Source organism: Streptomyces sp. NPDC059851 (assembly GCF_042732005.1).
GTDB lineage: Bacteria > Actinomycetota > Actinomycetes > Streptomycetales > Streptomycetaceae > Streptomyces.
In genome coordinates, this window is the sequence record NZ_JBHWJJ010000002.1 from 99,974 (window position 1) to 123,391 (window position 23,418).

Annotated in this window: 22 protein-coding genes; 9 read left to right on the forward strand and 13 right to left on the reverse strand. The window is 74.3% G+C overall.

All coding sequences use genetic code 11. The features are described 5' to 3' along the window. The first annotated feature begins 30 nt into the window (after positions 1-30). Positions 31-1,212: a Ku protein gene (locus tag ACFV7Q_RS01065; RefSeq protein WP_385422192.1), complete on the forward strand. Its 1,182-nt coding sequence runs from the start codon at positions 31-33 to the stop codon at positions 1,210-1,212. Positions 1,213-1,336: 124 nt separating this feature from the next. Here the strand turns inward: ACFV7Q_RS01065 and ACFV7Q_RS01070 are convergent, their stop codons facing one another. Continuing rightward, complete coding sequence (locus ACFV7Q_RS01070) at positions 1,337-2,137, reverse strand: nuclease-related domain-containing protein (protein ID WP_385422194.1); 801 nt, start codon at positions 2,135-2,137, stop codon at positions 1,337-1,339. Positions 2,138-2,322: 185 nt separating this feature from the next. Here ACFV7Q_RS01070 and ACFV7Q_RS01075 point away from each other — a divergent pair, with 185 nt between their 5' ends. The 3 genes from ACFV7Q_RS01075 to ACFV7Q_RS01085 all read left to right on the forward strand — a co-directional run bounded on the left by ACFV7Q_RS01075 (position 2,323) and on the right by ACFV7Q_RS01085 (position 5,030). Further along, positions 2,323-2,925: a hypothetical protein gene (locus tag ACFV7Q_RS01075; RefSeq protein WP_385422196.1), complete on the forward strand. Its 603-nt coding sequence runs from the start codon at positions 2,323-2,325 to the stop codon at positions 2,923-2,925. Positions 2,926-3,069: 144 nt separating this feature from the next. Next, the gene (locus ACFV7Q_RS01080; RefSeq protein ID WP_385422198.1) at positions 3,070-3,765 is read left to right on the forward strand and encodes a hypothetical protein; all 696 of its coding nucleotides are present in this window, start codon (positions 3,070-3,072) and stop codon (positions 3,763-3,765) included. Beyond that, positions 3,762-5,030: an ATP-binding protein gene (locus ACFV7Q_RS01085; protein WP_385422200.1), complete on the forward strand. Its 1,269-nt coding sequence runs from the start codon at positions 3,762-3,764 to the stop codon at positions 5,028-5,030. The genes ACFV7Q_RS01080 and ACFV7Q_RS01085 overlap by 4 nt, the downstream gene beginning before the upstream one ends. 54 nt (positions 5,031-5,084) lie before the next feature. Here ACFV7Q_RS01085 and ACFV7Q_RS01090 read toward each other — a convergent pair whose 3' ends face one another. The 4 genes from ACFV7Q_RS01090 to ACFV7Q_RS01105 form a co-directional block, all read right to left on the reverse strand. Next, positions 5,085-5,468: a hypothetical protein gene (locus ACFV7Q_RS01090; protein WP_385422202.1), complete on the reverse strand. Its 384-nt coding sequence runs from the start codon at positions 5,466-5,468 to the stop codon at positions 5,085-5,087. Positions 5,469-5,582: 114 nt separating this feature from the next. Further along, positions 5,583-5,870, reverse strand: a complete 288-nt coding sequence (locus tag ACFV7Q_RS01095; RefSeq protein WP_385422204.1) for a hypothetical protein — start codon at positions 5,868-5,870, stop codon at positions 5,583-5,585. A 10-nt stretch (positions 5,871-5,880) separates the two neighbouring features. After that, entirely contained in the window at positions 5,881-6,600 is a 720-nt protein-coding gene (locus ACFV7Q_RS01100) for a TetR/AcrR family transcriptional regulator (RefSeq protein ID WP_385422206.1), read from the reverse strand. Between the two features lie 128 nt (positions 6,601-6,728). Then, on the reverse strand, positions 6,729-7,688 hold the full coding sequence (locus ACFV7Q_RS01105; RefSeq protein WP_385422208.1) for a diiron oxygenase: 960 nt from the start codon (positions 7,686-7,688) through the stop codon (positions 6,729-6,731). 279 nt (positions 7,689-7,967) lie between these two features. On the opposite strand from ACFV7Q_RS01105, the gene ACFV7Q_RS01110 reads away from it, so the two are divergent. Further along, positions 7,968-9,197, forward strand: coding sequence for a ferritin-like domain-containing protein (locus tag ACFV7Q_RS01110; RefSeq protein WP_385422209.1), 1,230 nt, complete (start codon positions 7,968-7,970; stop codon positions 9,195-9,197). A 178-nt stretch (positions 9,198-9,375) separates the two neighbouring features. Here ACFV7Q_RS01110 and ACFV7Q_RS01115 read toward each other — a convergent pair whose 3' ends face one another. Beyond that, a complete protein-coding gene (locus ACFV7Q_RS01115; RefSeq protein WP_385422211.1) occupies positions 9,376-10,932 on the reverse strand; it encodes a penicillin-binding transpeptidase domain-containing protein in 1,557 nt (518 codons plus the stop codon). Next, a complete protein-coding gene (locus tag ACFV7Q_RS01120; RefSeq protein WP_385422213.1) occupies positions 10,929-12,308 on the reverse strand; it encodes an FtsW/RodA/SpoVE family cell cycle protein in 1,380 nt (459 codons plus the stop codon). The genes ACFV7Q_RS01115 and ACFV7Q_RS01120 overlap by 4 nt, the downstream gene beginning before the upstream one ends. Before the next feature lie 95 nt (positions 12,309-12,403). On the opposite strand from ACFV7Q_RS01120, the gene ACFV7Q_RS01125 reads away from it, so the two are divergent. The 3 genes from ACFV7Q_RS01125 (at position 12,404) to ACFV7Q_RS01135 (ending at position 15,687) form a co-directional block, all read left to right on the forward strand. After that, the gene (locus ACFV7Q_RS01125) at positions 12,404-12,793 is read left to right on the forward strand and encodes a DUF6325 family protein (protein WP_385422215.1); all 390 of its coding nucleotides are present in this window, start codon (positions 12,404-12,406) and stop codon (positions 12,791-12,793) included. Beyond that, a complete protein-coding gene (locus tag ACFV7Q_RS01130; RefSeq protein WP_385422217.1) occupies positions 12,793-13,242 on the forward strand; it encodes an SHOCT domain-containing protein in 450 nt (149 codons plus the stop codon). The genes ACFV7Q_RS01125 and ACFV7Q_RS01130 overlap by 1 nt, the downstream gene beginning before the upstream one ends. Positions 13,243-13,545: 303 nt before the next feature. Next, entirely contained in the window at positions 13,546-15,687 is a 2,142-nt protein-coding gene (locus tag ACFV7Q_RS01135) for an NlpC/P60 family protein (RefSeq protein WP_385422219.1), read from the forward strand. Here ACFV7Q_RS01135 and ACFV7Q_RS01140 read toward each other — a convergent pair. The 5 genes from ACFV7Q_RS01140 to ACFV7Q_RS01160 all read right to left on the reverse strand — a co-directional run bounded on the left by ACFV7Q_RS01140 (position 15,606) and on the right by ACFV7Q_RS01160 (position 21,638). After that, a complete protein-coding gene (locus ACFV7Q_RS01140) occupies positions 15,606-16,898 on the reverse strand; it encodes a styrene monooxygenase/indole monooxygenase family protein (protein WP_385422221.1) in 1,293 nt (430 codons plus the stop codon). The two genes, ACFV7Q_RS01135 and ACFV7Q_RS01140, sit on opposite strands and share 82 nt — an antisense overlap. 127 nt (positions 16,899-17,025) lie before the next feature. Then, entirely contained in the window at positions 17,026-17,643 is a 618-nt protein-coding gene (locus tag ACFV7Q_RS01145; RefSeq protein ID WP_385422223.1) for an ATP/GTP-binding protein, read from the reverse strand. After that, positions 17,624-18,028: a DUF742 domain-containing protein gene (locus ACFV7Q_RS01150; protein ID WP_385422225.1), complete on the reverse strand. Its 405-nt coding sequence runs from the start codon at positions 18,026-18,028 to the stop codon at positions 17,624-17,626. The genes ACFV7Q_RS01145 and ACFV7Q_RS01150 overlap by 20 nt, the downstream gene beginning before the upstream one ends. Continuing rightward, complete coding sequence (locus tag ACFV7Q_RS01155; protein ID WP_385422227.1) at positions 18,025-18,516, reverse strand: roadblock/LC7 domain-containing protein; 492 nt, start codon at positions 18,514-18,516, stop codon at positions 18,025-18,027. Before ACFV7Q_RS01155 ends, ACFV7Q_RS01150 begins: the two co-directional genes overlap by 4 nt. Next, positions 18,513-21,638 (reverse strand): nitrate- and nitrite sensing domain-containing protein, encoded by a 3,126-nt coding sequence (locus ACFV7Q_RS01160; RefSeq protein ID WP_385422229.1) that lies wholly within the window; start codon positions 21,636-21,638, stop codon positions 18,513-18,515. The genes ACFV7Q_RS01155 and ACFV7Q_RS01160 overlap by 4 nt, the downstream gene beginning before the upstream one ends. Positions 21,639-22,038: 400 nt before the next feature. Between ACFV7Q_RS01160 and ACFV7Q_RS01165 the strand changes: the two genes are divergently transcribed. Further along, entirely contained in the window at positions 22,039-22,812 is a 774-nt protein-coding gene (locus ACFV7Q_RS01165) for a protein phosphatase 2C domain-containing protein (protein WP_385422231.1), read from the forward strand. Between the two features lie 103 nt (positions 22,813-22,915). Here the strand turns inward: ACFV7Q_RS01165 and ACFV7Q_RS01170 are convergent, their stop codons facing one another. Beyond that, positions 22,916-23,380 carry a MarR family winged helix-turn-helix transcriptional regulator gene (locus tag ACFV7Q_RS01170; RefSeq protein WP_385422241.1) on the reverse strand — a complete coding sequence of 155 codons (465 nt, stop codon included), beginning with the start codon at positions 23,378-23,380 and terminating at the stop codon, positions 22,916-22,918. Positions 23,381-23,418 lie beyond the last annotated feature (38 nt).

Here is a 23,418-nt window from a genome sequence, read left to right on the forward strand (position 1 = left end):
CGATGAGAGTGCCACGAAACGGGAGGAAACGTGCGATCCATCTGGAACGGGGCCATCTCCTTCGGCCTGGTCAGCATCCCGATCAAACTGGTGAACGCCACGGAGAGCCACTCCATCTCCTTCCGTCAGATCCACCTGGACGACGGCGGACGCATCCGCTACCGCAAGGTGTGCGAGCTGGACGGCGAGGAGGTGCCGAGCGACGAGATCGGCAAGGGGTACGAGGAGGCGGACGGCTCGATCATCCCGATCACGGACGAGGACCTGGCTCAGCTGCCGATCGCCACGACGAAGACCATCGAGATCGTGTCGTTCGTACCGGCGGATGAGATCGACCCCCTGCAGATGGATGCGGCGTACTACCTCGCGGCGAACGGCGCGACGGCCGCCAAGCCGTACACGCTGCTGCGCGAGGCGCTGAAGCGGAGCCGTCGGGTGGCGATCGCCAAGTACGCGCTGCGGGGGCGGGAGCGGCTGGGCATGCTGCGGGTCGTCGACGACGTCATCGCGATGCACGGGCTGTTGTGGCCGGACGAGATCCGGGAACCCGAGGGCGTCGCCCCGGAGGGGTCGGTGTCCGTACGGGACGCGGAACTGGACCTCGCGGACGCGTTGATGGCGACGCTGGGAGAGGTCGACATGGCGTCGCTGACGGACGAGTACCGCGAGGCGGTCGAGGCGATGATCGAGGCGAAGGCGGAGGGCGCCTTCGAGCCGCCGTCGGAGGCGGAGGTGAAACCGGCCGGTGGCAGGGTGATCGACCTGATGGCGGCGTTGGAGAAGAGCGTACGGGCCGCCAAGGCGTCCCGGGGCGAGGGTCGGGGTGAAGCAGAACCCGGGGAGGCCGCTGAGGCCGGTGGGGCTGGTGGGGCCGGTGAGGCCGAGGTGACACCGCTCCGCCAGAGCGCGCCGCGCAAGCGGGCGCCGGCCGCACCGAAGGCGGTGGGTGGGAAGAAGTCGACCGCGTCGACGGCAGCGGCGAAGAAGACGGCGGGAGCCAGGAAATCCACCGCTGCGTCGAAGCGGGCCGAGTCGACGAAGACGCCGGCCGGCGCGACCAAGTCGACGGCGAAGACGGCCAAGACGGCCAAGACGGCCAAGACCACCAAAGCGGCCAAGAAAGCGACAGCGGGTGGCGACGGCGGCAAGGCAGCGGCCAAGAAGACGACGGCCGCGAAGAAGACCACAGCGCGGAAACGGGCTTCGGCATAGGGACGGCGGGGCCGCCCGCCCCGGCCCGCCCCGACCGGCACAGCCGGTCAGCGGCGGCACCCACCCGGCACGCCCGCTCCGCCCCCCGGATCCCCGGCTGAAGGAGCCTGCCCGCCGTCCCGCGTCACCGCTCCAGCCACGTCCGGGCGTCCCGGGCCAGCGCGTACAGGGCGTCGACGTCCGGGGGTTTGAGGGTGGGTGGGGACGAGGCGAGGGCGGCGCAGGCCGTGGCCGGTTCGAGGACGCGGATGTCGCGGACCGTGGGGGCCACCTCGACGCGGGAGGCGTCGACCAGGGCCAGGGACGGGGTGACCGGGGCACCCAGGGCCCGGGTGGCGGCGGATGCCGCGCGGCGGATCCAGCGGGGGTCGGGGCGGGGGTCGGCACGGCCCACGCCGAGCAGGAGGTCGCCGACGACCGCGCGTTGGCGGCGGCCCGGGAGGCTGCGGATGCAGAAGACGCCAGCGGGGCCGATCAGGAGGTGGTCGATGCGGCCCGGCGTGCGCAACGGGAGGCAGTGCAGGACGCGCCAGCCGTCCGGTTCGAGGGCGTCGAAGAGGTCGCCCATGCGCTGCTGGGCGATCAGCTCCTGACGGAGGCGGTGGCGGGTGCGGGTGCCCACGGAGCCGTGGGCGAGTTCGCCGAGCAGGGTTTCGCCCGGGCGGTTCGGGGCGAGGTCCTCGTCCGGCGGCAGGGCGAGACGGCGCAGTTCCGCGCGGGTGGGGACGGGTGGCGGGCCGACCGTCCAGGCGCCGCTCAGGTACGGGCGCAGGGCCGTGAGTACGGCTTCGCGGTGCTGGTCGCCGAGCACGCTGACCCGGTTGGTCCGCCGGTCGTACCAGGCGACCGCCTGCCCGTCGGGCAGGTTGACGTAGAGCCGGCCGCGACCGGGGCGGCCGCTCGGCAGCACTGTGAGTCCGCGCATGGACGTCACCCCCCGGGTCAATGGGAGCAGGGTGGGGGCTGGGGGGCAATCCCCCGGAGGGGGTTCTTCTCGGTCGTGTAACGGCTTCTACGGGAAGCTGCCGGGTTCCTGTTACACGCCCATCGCGGTACCGCAACGGCCGCTTCCTAGGTTGGTGGTGATGACATCGGCTGGGAGGGTTCCGCGTGAGCATCGTCCGTAATCTGGTCCGCGCCGCCGCAGTGAGCGCGTGCGCGGGGGGCCTGCTCGCGCTGCCCGCGGCCGCGGCCCTCGCCGAGGGGATGCCCGCCGCGTCGGCGGCGCGGACGCTGGTCAAGCGGGTGGCCCTCGCGGACGGGGTGTCCCGGGCCGAGGTGTACGAGGTGGCGGACGGCGTCTACCAGGCCGACATCCTCCGCGGTGACGGCACCCGGGCGGCCACCCTGGACAGCGGGGACGGCCCGGTCGAGGTCGGCGGCGGGGCCCTGCACGCCGACCTGCGGGCCGACGGGCGGATCACGTCCTGGGTCGGCGGCCCGCGGACGGCCGGTGAGGCCGACGGCCGCGCACCCCACGGGAACGCGCCCGACGGGAGCGCGCCCCACGGACCCACGCGCGGCGACCACAAGACGGGCACGCGGGACGGGGTCGTCCTGGCCGCACCCGACACGGGCGTGCTGCGCCTCGACACGCTGGCCGACGAGCCGGGCGACGGGGTGTTGCTGCTGGCCGCGGGCGGCGGCATCGCGGCGGTGGGGGCCGCCGGGCTGGGGTACGCGATGCTGCGGCGCGGGCGTACTGACGGCTGATTCCGGGGAGATTCCGGGGGAAGCGGGGCATATCTCTGCGTGTGGTCGTACCGCGGAGAGGAGGTCCCGGGGCTCGTGAGGTCGTCCCTCCTGCGTACGGCTCTGCGTACGGCTCTGCGTACGGCTCTGCGTACACCCCCGGGCGTGGCCGCGTGTGCCGTACTCCTGCCGGTTCTCGCCGGATGCGGTGGGAGCGGCGGTCCGGTCAGCGCGGGGCCCGCGCCGACCGCGAGCGGGCCCGTACGGCTGTGGCCCGGCCGCGAGGGGGCGACCGTACCGCCCGCCGATCCGGGGGGCGCGCCCGCGGTGTACGTGCCGGGGCTGCCGCCCGTCCGGGGCCAGAACGTGCACGAGGTGGATCCGGTGGCGCTGGTCAAGGCCGAAGTGGCGGCGGGGAGCGCCGGCGTGCCCCCGGCGACCGCGGCCGCGATCCGGGCCTGCGGGAAGCAGCCTGCCGGGGCGTGCCCGGTGCTGACGCCGTACTACCGGGATCTGACGGGGAACGGCCGGGACGAGCTCGTCGTCGGCATCGACATGCCGGACGGGATGATGTCCGTACGGGTGTACACGGCGGACCGGAACGGCCTGCTCAACCGGATCATGGCGACCACGGAGTCCGTGGTGGGTGTGGAACTGGCCGGGCGGGACGTGGTCCTGCGGGTGCCGAGCGGGAACCCGGGCTACGAGCTGATCACCGCATGGTCCTGGGACTCCAAGGAGCGGACGATGCTGCCGACGCGGGAGCAGATCGTGCGCGTGCCACAGGCGCAGGCATCGCCAGGCGCACCGCAACAGGCTTCGCCGCGGGTGTCACGGGACGCGTCGCAGGGGCCGTCATGAGGGCGCCGGCGTGGACGGCGTCGCTGACCTGGAAGTCGGGGTGCTTCATCGTCGTCATGTGCTGTGCGCTGGCTGCGGCGCTGGGCGTGCTGGTGCACGTGGAGGTGACGCGGCAGACGGTGGCGACGGCGCGCGAGAAGGCGCTCGACAAACTGCGGAACGTGGTCCTGGCGTACGAGGCCGGCGAGCCCCTGCCGCCCGGTGCGGGGCTGGATCCGCCGGGGCTGCCGCTGCCGCTGAGACGGTTGGCGCTGACCGGGCGGCGGGCGACGATGCTGGACGAGGACCGGCCGGTGATGTGGGCGGCGGCACCGGCGGACGGGAAGGCCCTGGCCGCGTACGTCGACCATGCGCAGGGCGCGCGGACGATCAGCGGGCTCGACAAGGCGATCATCGGCTCCTCGGTGCTGGCGATCGGCGGGACGCTCCTGCTCGGCGCCTTCGCGGTGACCCGGGTGACGCGGCGGCTGCACCAGACGGCGACCGTGGCCCGGCGGATCACGCAGGGCGACCTGGACGCGCGGGTGGACGACCCGCGGACGAAGGACCCCGCACGGCACCAGGACGAGGTGGCGACGGTGGCGGCGGCCCTGGACACCATGGCGGGGACGCTCCAGGCGAAGCTGCTGCGCGAGCAGCGGTTCACGGCGGACGTCGCGCACGAGCTGCGGACCCCGCTGACGGGATTGCAGGCGGCGTCGGAGCTGCTGCCGGAGGGGCGGGCGACGCAAATGGTACGGGAGCGGGTGCGGACGATGCGGGGGCTGACCGAGGACCTGCTGGAGATCTCGCGGCTGGACACCGGCAGCGAGGTGGTGGAGTCCGACCTGCACCAGCTGGGGCCGCTGGCCCGCCGGGTGGTACGGGCGTCCGGTACGGACACGGAGGTGGCGGTCGTCCGGGACGCGCACGTGGAGACGGACCGGCGGCGGCTGGAGCGGGTCCTGGGCAACCTGGTGGCCAACGCGCACCGGCACGGCCGGGCCCCGGTGGTGCTGACGGTGGACGGCCCGGTGGTGACGGTCCGGGACCACGGGGATGGCTTCCCCGACTACCTGCTGGACCACGGACCGGAACGCTTCCGCAGCGGGGGCTCCGGCGGGCACGGGCTGGGCCTGACCATCGCGGTCGGGCAGGCCGAGGTGCTCGGGGCCCGACTGGAGTTCCGCACCGCCGAAGGCGGCGGCGCCCTTGCGGTCCTGACCCTCCCGAAGGCCCCTCCGGGCGTCCCCGACGGGCCGGGCGCGCCGGACGTGCGGGGCTAGCTAGCGGCCTGGCGGAGGGGCGGGCGGGCGGGGTGGCTTCCCCGCGACCGGGCCCTACGCGTGCGACGGCAAGACCGGCGGCCAGGGGTAGCCGAGTTGCTCGGCATCATGAGAACCACCCCACACCTCGGCGGTGGCACGGGTATCGCCCGCGGTCAGGCGCGCCTCAAGGTGCTCGGCCCGGTCGGCAGGGTCGGACGGGCCGGACGGGGCGTCCACGAAGATCGCCAGGGTGAGCCCGACCTGGATCCAGGGTCGGTCCGCCCCGGTCCTGGCACGGGGATGGATCAGGACGACGTGGATCCGATCGGGTTCACTGCGCAGGGCCCAGACGCCTTCGACCTCGCAGTCCCACCGGGTCGGGCGGACCTCCGCACCGTCCTCGCCGGGCGGAGGGCAGACGATGCGCAGGCTGAGGAGCTCGGGATCTTTGGCCATCGATCGATGGTCGCGAAACCGGCCGGAGCCGTCACGCCCGATTCGCATGACCAGCGTGCGGGGCAGCTGCCGGCGGACCGGGCGGGGCCTGCCCGTCGGCGGGCCCACGCGTGCTCACGAGGTCGGCGGGGGCGGCGGCGGGGTGGGCTTGGTCCAGGGCCAGCGGAGTTTGGGCTTCTGTGCGTTCGGGGCGTACGCGTACTTCCAGCCCTTCTGGAGGCCCAGCCGCTTCGTGTAGCCCGAGGGCACCCGCTCGTACAGCAGCACGGTCGGGGGACCGCCGTCCGGCGCCGGGACCGGGATCTCGTACCACTTCGGGGGGTGTCCGGTCGGGCCGACGAGGATCGGCAGGGTGCGGCCGTCCATCGGGCCGCCCTCGAAGGGGGTGGGTTCGCTTCTCACCCCTCCAGTGTCACAGCAGGTGGGCGGCCTCGGAGACCACCGGGATCACGCGCCGCGCCAGGACCCCGGCCGGGCCGTCGGCGGTTTCCAGGGCCAGCGCCGCCCGGGCCGCGGCGGCCGTCTCGGGGTCGGTGGCGGCGGTGGCGGTCAGCAGGGCGATGAACTGGTCGACCAGCCAGTCCCGCAGGGTGCCGGCGTCGGGCTGTTTGCCCTCGTCGATCCATATCAGGGAGGCGGCTTCGACGGCGGTGATCCAGGTGCGGACCATCATGCGCAGCCGTGGTCCGGGTCCGGGGGCGGGGACGGACAGGTGGAGGAGGATCTCCCGGGCGGCGGCGCGGCGGATGCCGTCGACGGTGGCCGTCGTGCGGGAGGTCTCCACGACGCTGCCGCCCTGGAGGAGGGCGGCGAAGCCCGCGTCGTGCTCGTCGACGAAGGCCAGGTACTGGTCCAGGGCCCGGGCCAGGCGCTGGGTGAGCGGGCCCGTCCGCGGTACGGCGAAGCACTCGTCGAGCAGGTCCGCCGCCGAGCGCAGGGCGGCTTCGTACAGCTGCTGCTTGCCGCCGGGGAAGTAGCGGTACACCAAGGGCCGGGAGACGCCGGCCGCCTCGGCGACGTCGTCGAGGGAGACCTCCTCCGGTGCCCGGTGCGCGAAGAGCGACAGCGCCGCGTCGAGGAGCTGTGCCCGCCGCTCCTCGACGCTCAGCCTGCGGTACGCGGGTGCGGTCATGCCCGCAGGGTAGCCGCCGCCGGGTAGCCGTAGGGCAGCTGTACGGCAGGCACGGGTCAGGCCCGGGGCAGCCGCTGCCGGCCGCGTCGGCCGTTTCCGGCATCCGCGGCAGGCGCGCGGCACCCGCTTCAGGCCAGGAGCCCAGAGCTCTGCCAGAGCCTGCGGCCGACGCCGCGCAGTACTCCGATGTCGTCGAGGAAGTCGGTGAGCCTCTTGGCGCCGGTCTGCATGACCTCGCGGCGGTGGCCGCTCGCCTTGACCTGGGCGACGGCTTCGCGCCGGTCGAGGCCCACGTTCTCGTACACCTTGGGGTTGACGAAGGCGAGGGAGAAGACGCGGGCGGCCTCGCCGCAGCTGATGCGGGTCAGCTCCTGCTCCCAGCGCGGGGCGGTGAGCATCTGGCGGCGCAGTTCCTCGCGGGCGTAGCGGACGTGCCGGGCCTCCTCGATCACGTGGATGCGGGTGACGCCGCGGACCAGTGGCTGGATGCGCTCGTCGGGGAAGGTGAGGCGCTGCATCCAGTCGAGGACCTCCTCGCCGAGCAGGGTGCAGGCGAAGGAGCCGGGGGTGGTGGACACGGTCTTGAGGACGCGGGCGAGGTTGTGGTTGAGGCGGGAGACCGGGTAGGCGGGGGCGCCCGCCTTCTGGATCATGCGGGCGAACATCATCGAGTGCCGGCATTCGTCGGCTATCTCGGTGAGGGCGTAGCGGACGTGATTGCTGGTCAGGGACTTGTCGTAGATGTGCCGGACCAGCAGCTGCATCAGGATGATCTCGAACCAGATGCCGAGGGAGGCGAGCGAGGCGGCCTCGTGGCGGGACAGGTCGATGCGCTGCTCCTCGCCCATCCGCTTCCACATCGGAGTGTCGTAGAGGGAGAGCAGCTCGGGGGGCCAGTAGTACGCGCCGTCGACCAGCGGGGCTTCCCAGTCGAGTTCCTCGTCGGGGTCGAAGGAGTGCTTGGCCGAGGAGTCGAGCAGGCGTGCGGCGGTCTCCTCGCGGTCCTTGAGGAGGCCGAGGGCGTCCTTGAGGACCTGGTGGTGGTCCGTGGTGCGGTCGCTCGTGTTCGTCACGTTGGTGGTCGTCATGGCGGGGCACCTCGCCCTGGTCCGGGGTGGGTTGGGTGGGGTTGGCGGGTTGGCGGGTTGGCGGGTTGGTGGGTTGGTCGGGTCGGGCTGCGTCTGCGGCCTGCTGCGGCCACTGACTACTGGCCGCGGCCCGTCCCGGGGCGGTCACCAGTTATGAGACTGCTTGTCAGCAAGGGCGTCAATCCCCTGCGCGTCACTTGTTGACTGCTCGTCTACCAACGTGTGTCATTGCCAACGATCCTGTCCTGCACGGCAGTACGCGAGGCGAGGGGGGCGTCAGTGTCGACGCACGAGCTCTACACCGCAGTCCCGGCCGAGGACGTCTGGCAGATCCCGGCCACCGGCTCGGCCCGTTTCAACTGGGAGTACGCGGAGGGCCGCGAACGGCTCCTCGCCCTCTACCAGAAGGGCAAGGACAAGCAGTGGGACGGCGCCAAGCGCATCGACTGGGACCTGCCGGTCGACCCGCACAACCCGCTCGGCACCCCGGACGAGGCCCTGACCCTCCACGGCACCCGCTACTGGCCGAAACTCACCGAGCGGGACAAGGGCGAGCTGCGCCGCCACTACGCCGCCTGGAACTTCAGCCAGTTCCTGCACGGCGAGCAGGGCGCGATGGTGTGCGCGGCGCGCATCGTGGAGTCGGTACCGGACCTGGACGCGAAGTTCTACTCCGCCACGCAAACCATGGACGAGGCCCGGCACGCGGAGGTCTTCGGGCGCTTCCTGCACGAGAAGATCGGGCTGCTCTACCCGATCAACGACAGCCTCCAGGGGCTGCTCGGGGACACCCTGCGAGACTCCCGCTGGGACATGCCCTACCTGGGGATGCAGGTGCTCATCGAGGGACTGGCACTGGCCGCCTTCGGGATGATCCGCGACACGACCGACAAGCCGCTGCCGAAGCAGATCCTGGCGTACGTGATGCAGGACGAGGCACGACACGTGGCGTTCGGGCGGATGGCGCTGCGCGACTACTACCGGCAGCTCACCGATGCCGAGCTGCGCGAGCGCGAGGAGTTCGTGATCGAGGGCTGCCACCTCATGCGTGACCGGCTGCGCGGGGTGGAGGTGCTGGAGGACTTCGGCGTCCCGCGGCAGGAGGCGGTGCAGTTCACGGAGCAGTCGGAGTTCCTGCACCTGTTCCGCCGGCTGCTGTTCAGCCGGATCGTGCCGTGCGTGAAGGACATCGGGCTGTGGGGGTCGCGACTGCAGAAGGCCTACGTGGACATGGGGGTCTTCGAGATGGGCGACTCCAACCTGGACCTGTTGATGAGCCAGGACGAGGAGGTCGCCGAGGCCCTCGACCGCGAGCGGTTCGCAGCCGAGGAGGCGGAACGGGTCGCCGAGGTGGCGGCCGCCATCGCCGAGGGCGCCGGGGACGGCTCCTCGTCCTCGGGCGGGGACGGGGCAGGGGCAGGGGCCGGAGCAGGGAACGGAGCCGAGGGCGGGTTCGGCGGTGCTGCCGCGGCCCGGGTGGACGGCCGTACGGGGCCCGGCGTCCCGTAGCGGGCCGCCGGACCGCGGGCGCCATTGGCAACCGGATCGGCGGACCCCGCCGGGGAGCGCCGACCGGGGCTGCGGCCCCGTACCGGGCCCGGACCCGGCTACCGCCGCGGGGCGTCCAGCGGGTACGCGCGCCCTCCCTCGTTCGGTAGCAACCGTTCGGGCCGTGGCGCAGGGGCTGTCACTCCGCGGACGCCGGCCTCGACGCGGACGCCGGCCTCGACGCGGACGCAGGCCTCGACGCGGGCGGCCGCCCCGGCGCGGACGCAGGCGCCTGCGGCGCATCGCGCAGCGCCGCCTCCATCACGGCCCGGGCGATCGGCGCCGCCGCGCTGTTGCCGCTGACGTGCCCGTGGTCGCCCGCCGCGTCCTCGACCACCACCGCGACCGCCACCCCCGGCAGCGGCGCGTCCTTGGCCTTGGCCCAGCCGATGAACCAGGCGTACGGGGTGCCCGCGTTGCCGACGCCGTGCTGGGCGGTGCCCGTCTTCCCGCCGACCTCCGCGCCCGGGATCGCCGCGTTGCGCCCGGTCCCGTCCTCGACGGCCCTCACCATCAGCTCCTGGAGCCGCAGGGCCGTCACCGGGTTCATGGCCCGGCCGAGGCTGCGCCGGCCGGTGCGCCGGACCAGGCTCCCGTCACCCCGGGCGGTCCGCTCCACCAGGTAGGGGGCCCTGAGCTCGCCGCCGCCCGCGACGGCCGCGGCCACCATCGCCATCTGCAGCGGGGTCGCCTTGGTGTTGAACTGCCCGATCGAGGACAGGGCGAGCTGGTCGGGGCTCATGTCGGAGTCGAAGTTCGACCGCGACACCCAGGCCGGGACCCGCAGGTCCCCGTCGTTGAACCCGAAGCGTCGTGCCGCCTCCGCCATCCCGCGCAGCCCCACCTGCACGCCGATCTTCGCCATCACCGTGTTGCAGGAGTTCTGCACCGCCTCCGCCATCGAGGCGTCCCGGCAGCCCGGGCCCGCGTTCGGCAGCAGGGTGCTGGTGCCGGGCAGTGGGTAGGGGTCGGGGGTCCGGGTCGGCGCGTCCACGTCCGTGACCAGGCCCGCGTCCAGCGCCGCGGCCGCCGTCACGATCTTGAACGTGGAGCCGGGCGGGTACGTCTCGCGCAACGCCCGGTTGAGCATCGGCCGGGCGGGATCCGCGTTCAGCCGCGTCCACGCCGCGGTGACGGCCGGGCCCGTGCCGGAGAGCGTCCCCGGGTCGTAGGAGGGGCTGCTGACCAGCGCGAGGATCCTCCCGGTGGCGGGTTCGAGTGCGGCCACCGCGCCCCGTTTGCCCGCCAGCGCGGTGTACCCGGCGCGCTGCACGGCTGCCCGGACGGTGGTTTCGGCGTCGCCCCCGTCGGGGCGGCCGCGGGCCAGCTCGTACCAGAGGGGGAAGAAGGAGAGCTGAGGGTCGGTCCCGGCGAGGACGGGGTCCTCGGCGCGCTCCAGCAGGCTGGTGCCGTAGGTCTGGGAGGAGAAGCCGGTGACGGGCGCGTAGAGCGGGCCCTCGGTGTACGTCCGTTCGTAGCGCAGCAGTTGGCCGCTGTCCCGGGAACCGGTGACGGGCCGCCCCTCGACCAGGACGTCACCGCGCGGCTGGGCGTACCGCTCGATGGCGGGGCGCTTGTTGGCCGGGTTCGCGCCGTAGGCCGCGGCCTCCCAGACCTGCACCCGGAGCACATTGGCCAGTAGGGCCGCGAGCAGCAGCGCGCAGAACCACGCGCACCAGCGGATGTAGCGGATCACCGGCCGGCCCCCGCTCCCGCAGCGGCGGGAAGCGGTCTGCGGGCACTGTCGCTGAGCCGGACCAGCAGCGCGACGATGATCCAGTTGGTGACGACGGAGGAGCCGCCCTGGGCGAGGAAGGGCATGGCCATCCCGGTCAGCGGGATCAGGCCGGTCACTCCCCCGGCGATGCCGAACACCTGGAGGGCGATGATGGAGGCGAGCCCGGTGGCCAGCAGCCGCCCGAAGGAGTCGCGCAGCGCGAGCCCGGCGCGGAAGCCGCGGTCCACGAGGATGCCGTAGAGCAGCAGGATCGCGGTGAGGCCGACGAGGCCGAGTTCCTCGCCGGCGGTGGCGAGGATGAAGTCCGACGTGGCGGCGAAGCCGATGAGGAAGGACTGGCCGTGGCCGAGTCCGGCGCCGAGGAGCCCGCCGGCGCCGAAGGCGAAGAGCGACTGGGCGAGTTGGCCGGGTCCCTCACCGCGCTCGATGGAGGCGAAAGGATTCAGCCAGTCGTCCACCCGGCTGTGCACGTGCGGTTCGACGCTTCCGACGGCGTACGCGCCCGCGGCGGCGAGGGCCAGCCCGACCGCGATCCAGCCGATCCGCCCGGTGGCCGTGAACAACATGATCACGAACAGGCCGAAGAAGAGGAAGGAGGTGCCGAGGTCCCGCTCCACGACGAGCAGGCCGACGCTGAGCAGCCAGATCGCGAGGATCGGGCCGAGGACGCGGCCGGGCAGGAGCCGCAGCCGCCAGAAGAGGCGGCGGCCGGTCAGGGCGAGGGCGGTGCGGTTCGCGGCGAGGTAGGCGGCGAAGAACACGGCCAGCAGGATCTTCGCGAACTCCCCCGGCTGGAACGAGAGTCCTGCGAACCGGATCCAGATGTGCGCCCCGTTGACCGCCGGGAAGAAGACCGGGACCAGCATCAGCACGAGGGCCGCCGCCACCGACAGGTACGCGTAGCGCTGGAGCACCCTGTGGTCGCGCACGACCGCGACGACGAGGACGAACAGGGCGATCCCGAGGGCGGACCAGCGCAACTGGTCCCCGGCGGCGGCGTGGGCCGGAGTGGCCAGGTCCAGTCGCTGGATGAGGACCAGGCCGAGCCCGTTGAGCAGGAAGGCGATCGGCAGCAGCACCGGGTCGGCGTGCGGGGCCCGGAGGCGGACGGCGAGGTGGGCGAGGAGGGCGGCGCCGCCGAGCCCGGCGGCGTAGCGGACGGCGGTCCCGGGCAGCCGCCCGGTGGCGGCGAGGCCGACGCAGAGGTGGCCGAGGACGCAGATGAGGACGGCCCCGGCGAGGAGCGCCAGCTCGGCTCCCCCGCGCCGGGACGGACGGACGCCGGGGGGCAGGTGCGGGGATGGCTCCGCCACCTCAGCCGTCAGAGCGGTCATGCGGGAAACGTAGCAAGTGAACGGGTGACATGTCCGGCTATGTCATAGGGTGCCGAAGAATCGTCAGGAACGGTCGGAAGTGGGAGCCGCGGCACATGGGACCTGTGGAGTTCATCGTCCTCGCCTTCCCGGAGGAGCAGCTGCGGGTACCGGCGGTCGAGGCGGTGCTGGGATTGCGGAAGACCGGGAACGTGCGGCTGATCGACGGCCTGGTCGCCACCAAGACCGCGGCGGGTGAGGTGCTGGCCGCCGAATTCGACGAGTTCGTCGAACTCCAGGGCCTGCTCGCCCACCGGGAGGCCGCCCCCCTGATCGGCCCGGAGGACGTGAACGAGGCCGCGGACCTGCTGGAGCGCGGAAGCTGTGCCCTGCTGCTGGTGGTGGAGCACGTCTGGGCGGAGGACGCCGCCATCGCCGTACGGGCGGCAGGCGGCCGGATCGCGGGATCGGTCCGGATCCCGGCGGAGCGGCTGGGGGCCGCCTGATGTTCATCCGACCCGTCGGCCCCGTCGTCCACCCGGCGCGCCGCCCCGCGGGCCGGCCGCTGCTGCGCGGGATCCTGGCGCGCGGCGCCTACGTCTGGGACGTGGCCCACGTGCCGCCGCGGCTCCCGCAGCACGACACCGGGGCGCCCGCGCCGCCGCCCGGGCCCGTGCAGGCGCCCGTCGCCGGCGGGGCGGTGGAGGGAGAAGCGGCCGGGGAGCCGGTTTGGGAGTCGGCCGGGGGGCCGGCCGGGGAATCGGCCTGGGAGCCGGCCGGTACTGCGGCCCGCTCTGCGCCCGGCGGGGAGCCCGGCCCGACCGCCGAGCCGCCGGGGGTTGAGGCCGGGGGCGACCTGACGACCCACCTGACCCAGCTGGCTGCGCTCGCCCGCGAGGGCCTGCTGACTCCGGAGGAGTTCTCCGCGGCCAAGGCTCGCCTGCTGAACCCCTGAACCGGCAGGGCCCGCCGCGCCGGATCGCCCCCGCCGGCTGCTGCCCGTGGCCGGCCGCGGCCTGGCGCGCCGCGGGGACCTCCCCTCCCCACCCCTTCACGGAACCGGGGTTCGCGACCCCGGCCGCCGCCCGACGGGCTCTGCGCGCCGGGCTGCCGTGGGGGCCTGCCGGTGGCACGCTCCGGTCGTGGACCGCTCGGAGTGACCGGGCGCCGCCGGAAGGGTGAGCGGTGCGGCAGGGCCGCAGCCGATGGGGTGTTTGTCATATCTTGCATGGCAGCATCGGCGGCCGGAGGTGATCCCATGTCACGCCGCCTGCTCCACGCCGCCGGTGTCGCCGCCCTGTTCCTCACGGCCGGGCCGCTGCCCACTCCCCAGGCCGAGCCGCTTCCCCGCGCCACCACCGGGGCCACGGCCGGGGCCGCACCCGGCGCCGGAACCGCCGCCGGCGCCACGGCCGGACGCACTGGCAAGGCCGTGGGCAGGGGCGCGACCCGGGACACCGCCGGCGCCACCACCGGAGACACCGCAGGCGCCGCGGGCAGGGCCACCGGGCGCGGCGCCGCCAACGCCACCACCGCTGCCGGTGACGGGGCCACCGGACGTCCGGCGCTCAACGACACCACCGCCACCACCGGCACCCCCGCCAAGCGCACCGCCGCCCCCGCGAGCGGGGACGCGACCGAGGACACCGCCGGCGCCACCGCCCGGGGCACCACGGGCGCCACGGGCGCCACGGGCGCCACGGGCGCCACGGGAAAGACCACCGGACGCGGCGCGTCCGACGCCGCCAGCGCAGAAGCCGGGGCCGGCCGACGTGACCGGGCCAGGGCCGGGGCCACGCCCAGCGCCACTGCCGGAGCTGCGGGGAAGGCCGCCCACAACGCCGCAGGCCGGGCCGCAGCCGAAGCCGGCCGCAGGACGGGCAGCGGCGCCGGGGTCGATGGCGGTGCCGCGGTCGAAGGCGGTGCCGCAACGCCGGGAAGGGCCGGAGCGTCAGGCAGGGACGGAGCGTCAGGCAGGGCCGGAGGCGATGCCCGACGCCCGGACGAAACCACTGCCGACATCGCCGCCGACGCCATGGCCGAGGGCACCGCCGGAGCCACCCGGAGCGCCACCCCCGGCGCCAAGACCGGAGCCACGCCCGGGACCAAGACCGGAGCCACTGCTGGGGCCACCCCCGCAGCCACCCCCACAGCCACCCCCGCGGCCGCAGCCCAAGGCACCGCCGGGCCCCGCCCCACCGCCGCGGCCGAAGGCACTGGAGGGGCGCGGGCCGGGGCCGGGGCCGGGGCGGGGACCGTGGCCTCGGGGCCGCGGAGCGGCGTGGTCGACTCGGTCGGGGGGCTGCTCACCCGGCTCCAAGGGCTCTACCGGCAGGCCGAGGAGGCCGCCGAGGCCCACAACGCCGCCGAGGCCGCGCTCAAGGCCCGCCAGGAGGAGGAGCGGCGGCTCGGCACCGAGCTCGGCAGGGCGCGGGCCGTTCTCGGCGCGGAGCGGGCTGCGGCCGGCAGGATCGCCCGCGAGCAGTACCAGGGGGCCCGCGGCCTCTCCCCGTACGCCCGGATGCTGCTCACCGGCGATCTGCGGGCCGCCCAGGACCAGCGCCGGCTGGCCGAACGCGAGAGCGCCCGGCAGGCGGGCATCCTGGCCCGCCTCGCCCGGGGCGAGCGGCAGGCCGACGTGCTCGCCACGGCAGCCCGCAAGGCCTTGGACGCCCAACAGGCCGGCGCCGCCCGTATGAAGCGGCTGAAGCAGGAAGCCGACCGCCGCCTCCGGGAGGTCGAGCGGATGCTGTCCGCGCTCCCCGCCGACCAGCTAGCCCGGGTCGGGGCGCGCGAGGCCGCGGACACCGCCGCCGCGCAGCGGGAGCTGCTGGCCTCCGGTCGGCTGGGCGCCCCCGCGGCCCGTACGCGTACGCCGTCGGCAGCCGGCAGCGACGCCCTCGCCTACGCCACCGCCCAGATCGGCAAACCGTACCTGTGGGGGGCGGAGGGCCCCGGATCCTTCGACTGCTCCGGGCTCACCTCGCAGGCCTGGGCGCACGCCGGCCGGGCGATCCCCCGTACCAGCCAGGAGCAGTGGGCGCAGCTGCCGAAGGTGCCGCTGGACCGGCTGCGGCCGGGGGACCTGGTGGTCTACTTCCCCACCGCCACCCATGTGGCCCTGTACATCGGCGACGGGAAGGTGATCCAGGCCCCGCGTCCCGGAACCTCCGTCAAGGTCTCGCCCCTCGCGGCGAACCCGCTGCTCGGGGCCGTCCGCCCGGACCCGGACGGGGTACCGCTCGCCGCCTACAGCCCGCCGCCGCTGCTCGGGGCCGCAGCTGCAGCCGCGGCGGACGGTGACGGTGACGACGCCGGTTACTCGTCCGCTGAAGCCCCAGCCGCGGCCCCGGCCGCGGACTCCGATGACTCCGCGGACGACTCCACCTCGGCCAGGTAGTCCGCCGCGTCCTGCGGGTCGAAGAAGAACGCGTCGAAGTCGGCCGGGTTGTCGAATCCGTTGGCGAATCGGTCCGCCACCGGCTGGAACCGCCCGGCCGCCCCGATCAGGTTCAGCACGTGCTCCGGCGGCGGGGCCAGCATCGCGTTCGTCCACTGGGTGACCGGCTTGCCCGTCGCGAACCAGTACTTGTCGAACGTCGCCTTCATCCACGCCTCGTCGAACGGCTTGTCGCCGTGCATCAGGATCGACGACAGGTACGAGGCCGCGCACTTGGCGGCGGAGTTCGCCCCCTGCCCGGTGATCGGGTCGTTCGCGACGACGACGTCCGCCACGCCCAGGACCGCCCCACCGCCCGGGAGCCGGCCGATCGGGTTGCGGACGACCGGCGCGTACCGGCCGGCCAGCGTGCCGCCCGCGTCCGTCAGCTCGACCTTCGCCGCCCGCGCGTACTCCCACGGCGTGTACTTCTCCATCAGGGCCAGGGTGAGCTCCAAGTGCTCCGACGGGTCGTTCACACCGCGGAACACGTCCAGCGGCCCGCCCGGGAGCCCTTCCCAGAACAGGATGTCGGCCCGTCCCGAGGTGGTCAGCGCGGGCATGACGAACAGCTCGCCGACGCCGGGCACCAGGTTGCAGCGCACGGCTTCCGTGTCCGGGTGCTCGGCGCGCGGCCGGAGTCCGTGCACGTACGAGACGGCCAGCGCGCGCTGCGGCGCGCCGTAGGGGGAGCGTGCCGCGTCCCGGCCGAACATCGACACGAGCTCGCCCTTGCCCGCCGCGACCAGCACGAGGTCGTAGGTGCGGGAGAAGTAGTCCAGGTCGGCGACGGACGCGCCGTGGATGACCAGTTGGCCGCCCCGCTGCACGAAGGTGTCGAGCCAGCCGGCCATCTTCACCCGCTGGTCCACCGACTGGGCGTACGCCTTGAGCCGGCCGAGCCAGTCCACGGCGCGGTCGCCGTCGGGGCCGACGACCGAGACGCCGACGCCCTCGATCCGCGGGGTGTGCCGCTCCCAGAAGTGGAGCCCGAGGTCGCGCTCGTGCTGGAGCGCCGTGTCGAACATGACCTGCGTCGACATGATCCGCCCGGTGCGTATCTCGTCCGCTGTCCGGTTGGACATCAGCGTGACCTCGTACCCCTTCGCCTGGAGGCCGATGGCGAGCTGGAGACCGGACTGGCCGGCCCCCACGACGAGTATCTTGCGCATCTCACGTTCTCGTTTCGGGGGTACGGGGGTACGGGTACGGGGGGTACCGGTGTTGAGGTTCCAGGTGTGCCGGTGTGCCGGTGTGCCGGTGTGCCGGTGTCAGGGGTCTGCAGGGCGGAGGGGTCCGCTACTGGGGCGTCTCGTCGAGGGCGTGGCCGACCAGCGTCAGCAGCGATTCCAGGACCGTCTCCCGGCGCCGGGCGTCCATGATCAGCACCGGCACGTGGGGCGGGATCGTCAGCGCCTCGCGCACGTCCTCGGGCTCGTACGACTCCGAGCCCTCGAAGTGGTTGACGGCGACCGCGTACGGCAGCCCGCAGCTCTCGAAGTAGTCGAGGGCGGGGAAGCAGTCGCGCAGCCGGCGCGTGTCGGCCATGACGATGCCGCCGATGGCGCCGCGGACCAGGTCGTCCCACATGAACCAGAACCGCTCCTGACCGGGGGTCCCGTACACGTACAGCACGAGGTCGTCGGCGAGGGTGATGCGGCCGAAGTCCATCGCGACGGTGGTGGTGGTCTTCTCCGGCGTCGCCGACAGGTCGTCGACGGGGATGCTGGCCTCGGTCATCACCGCCTCGGTGCGCAGCGGGGCGATTTCGGAGACGGACGAGACGAAGGTGGTCTTGCCCACCCCGAAGCCGCCCGCCACGAGGACCTTGACGGCGACGGGGGACCGGGAGCGGTCGTACTGCCAGGGCTGGACGGGCTCGTCGTCGATGGCGGTTTCACAGACGGCGAAGACCACTGAGCACCCTTTCGAGCAGTGCGCGGTCGGGGCGGCCGGGGCCGTGCCCGGTCCCGTAGACGCGGACCCTTCCCTGGTCGGCGAGGTCGCTGACCAGGACGCGGACCACGCCGAGCGGCAGCTTCAACAGGGCTGCTATCTCGGCGATCGTGCGCATGCGGCGGCAGACCTCGACGATGGCGGGCATCTCCGGCATCCGGTCGTCGCCGGCGGCTACGGGCTGCTGCGGCTCGGACGCCCGGGTGTCGAGGGCCGCGACGAAGGTCTCGACGTGCAGGACCTGCGTGAAACGGGTGCGGCCGCCCGTCAGGGAGTACGGGCGGACGCGGGCGGGGCGGCGATCGGCTCCGCGTATCGGCAGCCGGTCGGAGGCCGTGCTTCTCACGGGGTGTTCTCCATGGACTGGCGCAGCTCGCTGCGGACTTCGGGGGTCAGGACGTGTCCGGCGCGGCCGACGAACAGGGCCATGTGGTACGCGACCACGCCCATGTCGCAGTCCGGTGTGGCGTGCACGCCGAGGAGCGAGCCGTCGCTGATGGCCATGACGAAGACGGAGCCGTGCTCCATCGCCACCATGGTCTGCTTGACGTCGCCGTAGTCCATGAGCGCCGCGGCGCCCGTGGTGAGGCTGCCGAGCCCGGACACGATGGTGGCGAGGTCGGCCGAGGCGCCGCGCGGGCCCTTGGTGCCGCCGGGGCCCTGGCCGGGGGTGGCGGTCGCCGCGGCTCCGGGGTCGGAGGACAGCAGCAGGAGCCCGTCCGAGGACACGACGGCGACGGAGTTGACGCCGGGCACCTCCTCGACCAGGTCGGTCAGCAGCCACTGCAGGTTGCGGGCCTGGGTGCTCAGTCCGTACGTACTGGGCGCGGTCATGTGCGTGCCTCCTGTGCGGTGTCCCCCTGGTCGGTGTCCTGTGCGAGCTCGGCGGCGACGACGCGCCGTCCGTCCCGCGTCCCCTGGTAGAACCCGCCGAGCCGGCGGCGCAGTTCCTCCGCGTCGACCCGGCGCGGCGCGGGGGGTACGGTGCCTGCGCCCGGGCCTTCGCCGGGGGCCGGGCCCGCGCCCGCCGCGAACCCGCCGCCGGAGCCGGGGAAGGCCCGGCCGGCCAGGGTACGGGGGGTGCGCTTGGGCAGGCCCTTGGCGGTGACGGCTTCCGGGGGCCCGTCGTGGTCGGCGTGGCTCCCCTGGCGGGGGACCCGGTCGGCCTCGGCGGGCGCGTGCCCGTGCGTCTCGGCCGGTGCGGTGCCGCGCGCGGTGAAGACCTGGTCGGCCGGGGGCAGCCGTTCCGCGTCGGGTGCGGCGGGCACGGCGGCCTGTCCGGGCAGGGTGGGGCTTTCGTCCGGTACGTCGACCGGCTGCGCCGTGGCGTCCGGCGCGTCCGCGGCCACCGGGTCGGCGTGGTCGGGTACCGCGAAGGCGCCCGGCTCCGCGTCGGGGACGACCCGCGCGAGGAGTTCGTCGCCCGGATCCCGGTCGGCCGGGGTTCCTGCGGTGAACACCTGCTCGGCGGGCGGCAGTTCCTCCCGTGCGGCACGCTCGTGCAGCGGCATCGGGGTGGGCGCCGCCGCCGGGGCCGGGTCGGGGGTCCGGGCCGCGTCGGGGGCCTGGGCGGTGAACGCCTGCTCCGCCGGGGGCAGCAGTTCCGCCTCCGGGGTGGTGCCGTCACCGCCCGCGGCGAAGCCGGGGAAGTCGGGGCCCGCGTCGGCGTCGGCGTCCGCGCCCGCGCCCGCGGCCTCGGCGGCGGTGGCGGTGGCGGTGGCGCCGAAGGCGGCATCGGAAGCCACCGCGTCGAAGACCGGGGTCTCGGCCTCGCCGGCGGACGGGGCGGACTCGGCGTCCGCAGCGGGGGCGAACGCGGCTTCCACCGGCTCCGGGGTGGGCCGGAGCCGGGGCGGCAGGGTGTTCTCGTTGGCCTCCGCGACCACGCCCGGCAGCTGGAACCGCGGCAGGCCCGGGGTGGCGAAGGTGTGCACCGGGGAGGCGGGCGGGCCGTCCGGGAGCAGGGCCGCCGGGATGGCGACCAGGCCCTCGATGCCGCCGTGCTGCGGGGCGCGCAGCTCCGCGGTGACCCCGTGCCGGGCGGCGAGGCGGCCGGCCACGTACAGGCCGAGGCCGAGGCCGTGCTCCTCCTCGGGCTCCCGGTCGTAGGCCTCGGGCGCCGCCAGGCGGGCGTTCAGGGCGGCCAGCCGGTCCGGGGTGACGCCGATGCCCTCGTCCACGACGGAGAGCACCACGTCACCCGAGTCCAGGTGCCGGGCGGAGACCCTGACCTTGGCGCCGGGCGGCGAGAACGTCGTCGCGTTCTCCAGCAGTTCGGCGAGCACGTGCGAGATGTCGTCGGCGGCGTGCCCCGCGACCAGGGTGAACGAGGGCGGCACGGCGAGGTCGACCCGCTCGTAGCGCTCGATCTCGCTGACCGCGGCCCGCATGACGTCGACCAGCGGGACCGGGGACCCGGCGCCCTGCCCGTGTTCCTGTCCGGCGAGGACCAGCAGGTTCTCGTTGTGGCGGCGCATCACGGTCGCCAGGTGGTCCAGCTTGAAGAGGGTCTCCAGCCGGTCCGGGTCCTGCTCCTTGGCTTCCAGCTCCTCGATGACCGCGAGCTGGCGCTCGACGAGGCCGAGGGTGCGCAGGGACAGCGAGACCGAGGTCGTCGACATGACGCGCCGGTGGTCCTCCAAGCCCTCGCGGAGCGCGGTGAGCTCGGATTCCAGGGATTCCCGGCCCGTGGACAGGGCCTCGTTGCGGCCGATGAGTCGCTTCCGGTCCGCGTCCAGTCCGGCGATCTTGGTGTGGAGGGAGACCGTCTGGTCCCGGACGGCGTTGAGGTGGCGCACGACCTCGGCGAACTCGTCGTTGCGGCCGGTGAACCGGACCGGCTCCACCGAGCCCTCGGGCGTGGCCAGCCGGGCCGCGCCGCGCCGGAGCACCGACAGCGGCCGGGTCAGCGAGCGGGCGACGGCCGTGGAGACGCCGACGGTGACGAGGAACAGCACGCCGAGGGCGGCGACGAGCATCTCCAGCCGCGTCACGTCGTCGTTGCGCAGGGTGGCCAGGGCGGTGGCCCGCTGCCCGGTGAGGGTGGCCTCCACCGACCGCATGCGGTCGATGCGGGCGGTCAGGGCGGAGCCGACGGCGGCGGCGTCGAGCTTGCGGTCGGCCGCGGAGAGCGTGGACCGCTCGGTGAGCCGCTTGAGGTAGTCGTCGGCGGTCTTGACCTCGGGGCCGGTGACGGTGGCGGCGAGGGTCTGGCGCACCTCCGGGCGGGCGGCGCGCGTGAAGTCGTCGAGTGCGGCCTGCTCGCGTACGCGCGCACGCTGGGCGGCGGCGGACAGCTCGTCGGCGACGGCCGTGTTCGGGGCCTGGTCGGCGCGGGGGACGGCCAGCGCGGCGAGCAGCAGCCCACGGGTGGCGGAGGCCTGTTCCACGGCCTGGCCCAGGGGGGCCAGCGGCCGGGTGGTGACGAGGGCGTCCTCGGCGCGCGGCGGGGTCCGGTCGGCGAGCCGGACACCCGGGGCGAGGAGTTCGGCGATGACGCCGGCGTAGGCCTGGTGGGCGGCGAGGGCCGTGCCCTTGCCGTCGACGGCCTCGGTGCGGACGGCCTGGACGCGGGCCAGGGCCTTGGCGAGGGGTTCGTCGGCCTCGGCCCGGACCTCGGCCAGTTGCCGGTCGGTGAGGGCGGTCCGCTCCTGGACGGGCGTCTTCGCGGTGCCGGGGCGGCCCTTGGCCACGTACTCGACGACGGCGTCGCGCTCGTCGCCGAGGAGGTGCGCGAGGGTGAGGGTGTGCTGGGTCTGTTCGGCGAGGGTGACCAGCTGCTGGGAGTCGTTCAGCTCGCGGGTCGCCGTGACTACGGCGGGGGCGCCGGCCGCGAGGACGGTGAGACCGGCGACGGCGACGCCGACGACCAGCCTGCTGCGTACGTGGACGCGGCGTCCTGCGGGGGCGGGTCCGTCGGTGGCGGTGCCGTTCTTCCGAGACCGCTTCTTCTGCACCGGTGCTCGCAATCCTGTACGTGTGCTCGTGCTCGTCTACTCGTGTGGCCGAGGTAACGGCCGGTCAACAAGTAAACGCCCCCTGTCCCCTCAGTACCGCCTCAGACCTTTGCAGTGTGATGGGGAGAGAGCCTCACATCGCCCACCCGGCCACTCGAACGAGTGAACATCACGGAAGAGTTGGCAACCAACTCGGCAAACGGGCGCCGGAGCGGCTCCGCGGACGGGTGGTTGAAAGATCGATGGGGGCTTTGGCAATATGCGCGCCCACATGTCCCGGGACGGGCCCGGGCGCCGGGCGCGGACGCGGAGCGGCGCCCGCCGAACACCTCCCCGCTTTGGTCCGGACTTTTGCGCCCGCCGCGGGCTCCGGCTGCGGGCGCGCGGGCAGAATGTCCGCATGCGCATCGACCTCGCCACGGACCCCGGCAACCCGGAACGCCCCAACGAGGACTGGCTATCAGCCGCGACGCCCGCCGCGGGCGGCGGTGTCCTGGTCGCCCTGGACGGGGTCACCCCGCCGCCCGAGGACGTCGGCTGCGCGCACGGAGTGCCGTGGTTCACGACCCGACTCGGGGGCCGATTGACCGAACTGTCCGGTTCGCGACGGGACATGCCGCTGGACCGGATCCTGGCGGAGGCCGTCCGGGACACGGCCGACGCCCACCGCGGGACGTGTGACCTTTCTCACGTGCGGACCCCGCAGGCGACCGTGGTGGTCGTCCGCTGGGACGAGGCGTCCGTGGAGCACCTGGTCCTGTCGGACTCCGTCCTCCTCCTGGAGGCGCCGGACGGCGGGGTGACCGCGGTCCTGGACGACCGGCTGGACCGGCTCCCGCGCGAGGCGCTGCGCACCAGGACGTCGGCGGACGCCCTGCGCAACGCGGAGGGCGGCTTCTTCACCGCGGCCGCCGATCCGGCGGTGGCGGCCCGGGCGGTGACCGGGCGCAGCCCGCGCGGGGAGGTCCGGGCGGTGGCCGCGCTCACCGACGGGGCCAGCCGGTGGACGGACACCTTCCGGGAGGGCGACTGGACGCAGTGCCTGGCGGTGCTGCGCAAGGAAGGGGCGCAGGGGCTGCTCGACCGGGTCCGGACGCTGGAGGCGGACCCGGCGCGCCCGCCCGCTCGCGGCAAGCGGCACGACGACGCTTCGGCGGTCTTCGCGGAGCTGTGACCCCGGGGCGGGCGCGGGCGACGCGGGGGCGCGTGGTGGCGGGTCGGAAGCACCGGGCGACCGGCCGGCGGCACCCGGTGGGCGGCCGCGGGGGCCGGGGCGGCTACTCCTCGCCCTGGTTGAGCTGGTTCAGGAGCCGGGCCAGTTCCGCGACCTCGCCCCGGTCCCAGTCGGCGAGCTTGCGCATGTACCGCTCGCGCCGCGCGCCGCGGACCCGCAGGAACCGTTCGCGGCCCTCCTCGGTGAGTCCGACCAGGAAGGCCCGGCCGTCCGCGGGGTCCGGCTCGCGGGCGATCAGGCCGAGCACCTCCAGGGCCCGCAGCTGTCGGCTCATGGTGGCCTTGCCGACCCCGAAGTAGGCGGCGAGGTCGGTGGCCCGCTGGCGGCCGGCGGCCTCCAGCCGTACGAGCAGCCCGTACGCGGCGGGCTCCAGCTCGGGGTGCAGGGCGCGGGCCATCTCGCCGGAGGAGGCGCGGGCCCGCCGCAGGAAGACGGAAAGCTCCCGCTCCAGGGCAAGGAACTCCTGGTCTTCGCTGCCGTGCACGTGCCGCTCCCGTCGGTGTGTCAGGCACCCCTCGTGCCGATCACCTCCAGTATTTCGTAGAG

Bases quoted from the DNA above. Each gene is read 5' to 3' on its own strand.
- ACFV7Q_RS01105 (WP_385422208.1), bottom strand. From the start codon at position 7,688: ATGACGACCACCAACGTGACGAACACGAGCGACCGCACCACGGACCAC.
- ACFV7Q_RS01135 (WP_385422219.1), top strand. From the start codon at position 13,546: ATGTCACGCCGCCTGCTCCACGCCGCCGGTGTCGCCGCCCTGTTCCTC.
- ACFV7Q_RS01100 (WP_385422206.1), bottom strand. From the start codon at position 6,600: ATGACCGCACCCGCGTACCGCAGGCTGAGCGTCGAGGAGCGGCGGGCA.
- ACFV7Q_RS01085 (WP_385422200.1), top strand. From the start codon at position 3,762: ATGAGGGCGCCGGCGTGGACGGCGTCGCTGACCTGGAAGTCGGGGTGC.
- ACFV7Q_RS01130 (WP_385422217.1), top strand. From the start codon at position 12,793: ATGTTCATCCGACCCGTCGGCCCCGTCGTCCACCCGGCGCGCCGCCCC.
- ACFV7Q_RS01155 (WP_385422227.1), bottom strand. From the start codon at position 18,516: ATGACCGCGCCCAGTACGTACGGACTGAGCACCCAGGCCCGCAACCTG.
- ACFV7Q_RS01120 (WP_385422213.1), bottom strand. From the start codon at position 12,308: ATGACCGCTCTGACGGCTGAGGTGGCGGAGCCATCCCCGCACCTGCCC.
- ACFV7Q_RS01165 (WP_385422231.1), top strand. From the start codon at position 22,039: ATGCGCATCGACCTCGCCACGGACCCCGGCAACCCGGAACGCCCCAAC.
- ACFV7Q_RS01070 (WP_385422194.1), bottom strand. From the start codon at position 2,137: ATGCGCGGACTCACAGTGCTGCCGAGCGGCCGCCCCGGTCGCGGCCGG.
- ACFV7Q_RS01090 (WP_385422202.1), bottom strand. From the start codon at position 5,468: ATGGCCAAAGATCCCGAGCTCCTCAGCCTGCGCATCGTCTGCCCTCCG.
- ACFV7Q_RS01125 (WP_385422215.1), top strand. From the start codon at position 12,404: ATGGGACCTGTGGAGTTCATCGTCCTCGCCTTCCCGGAGGAGCAGCTG.
- ACFV7Q_RS01140 (WP_385422221.1), bottom strand. From the start codon at position 16,898: ATGCGCAAGATACTCGTCGTGGGGGCCGGCCAGTCCGGTCTCCAGCTC.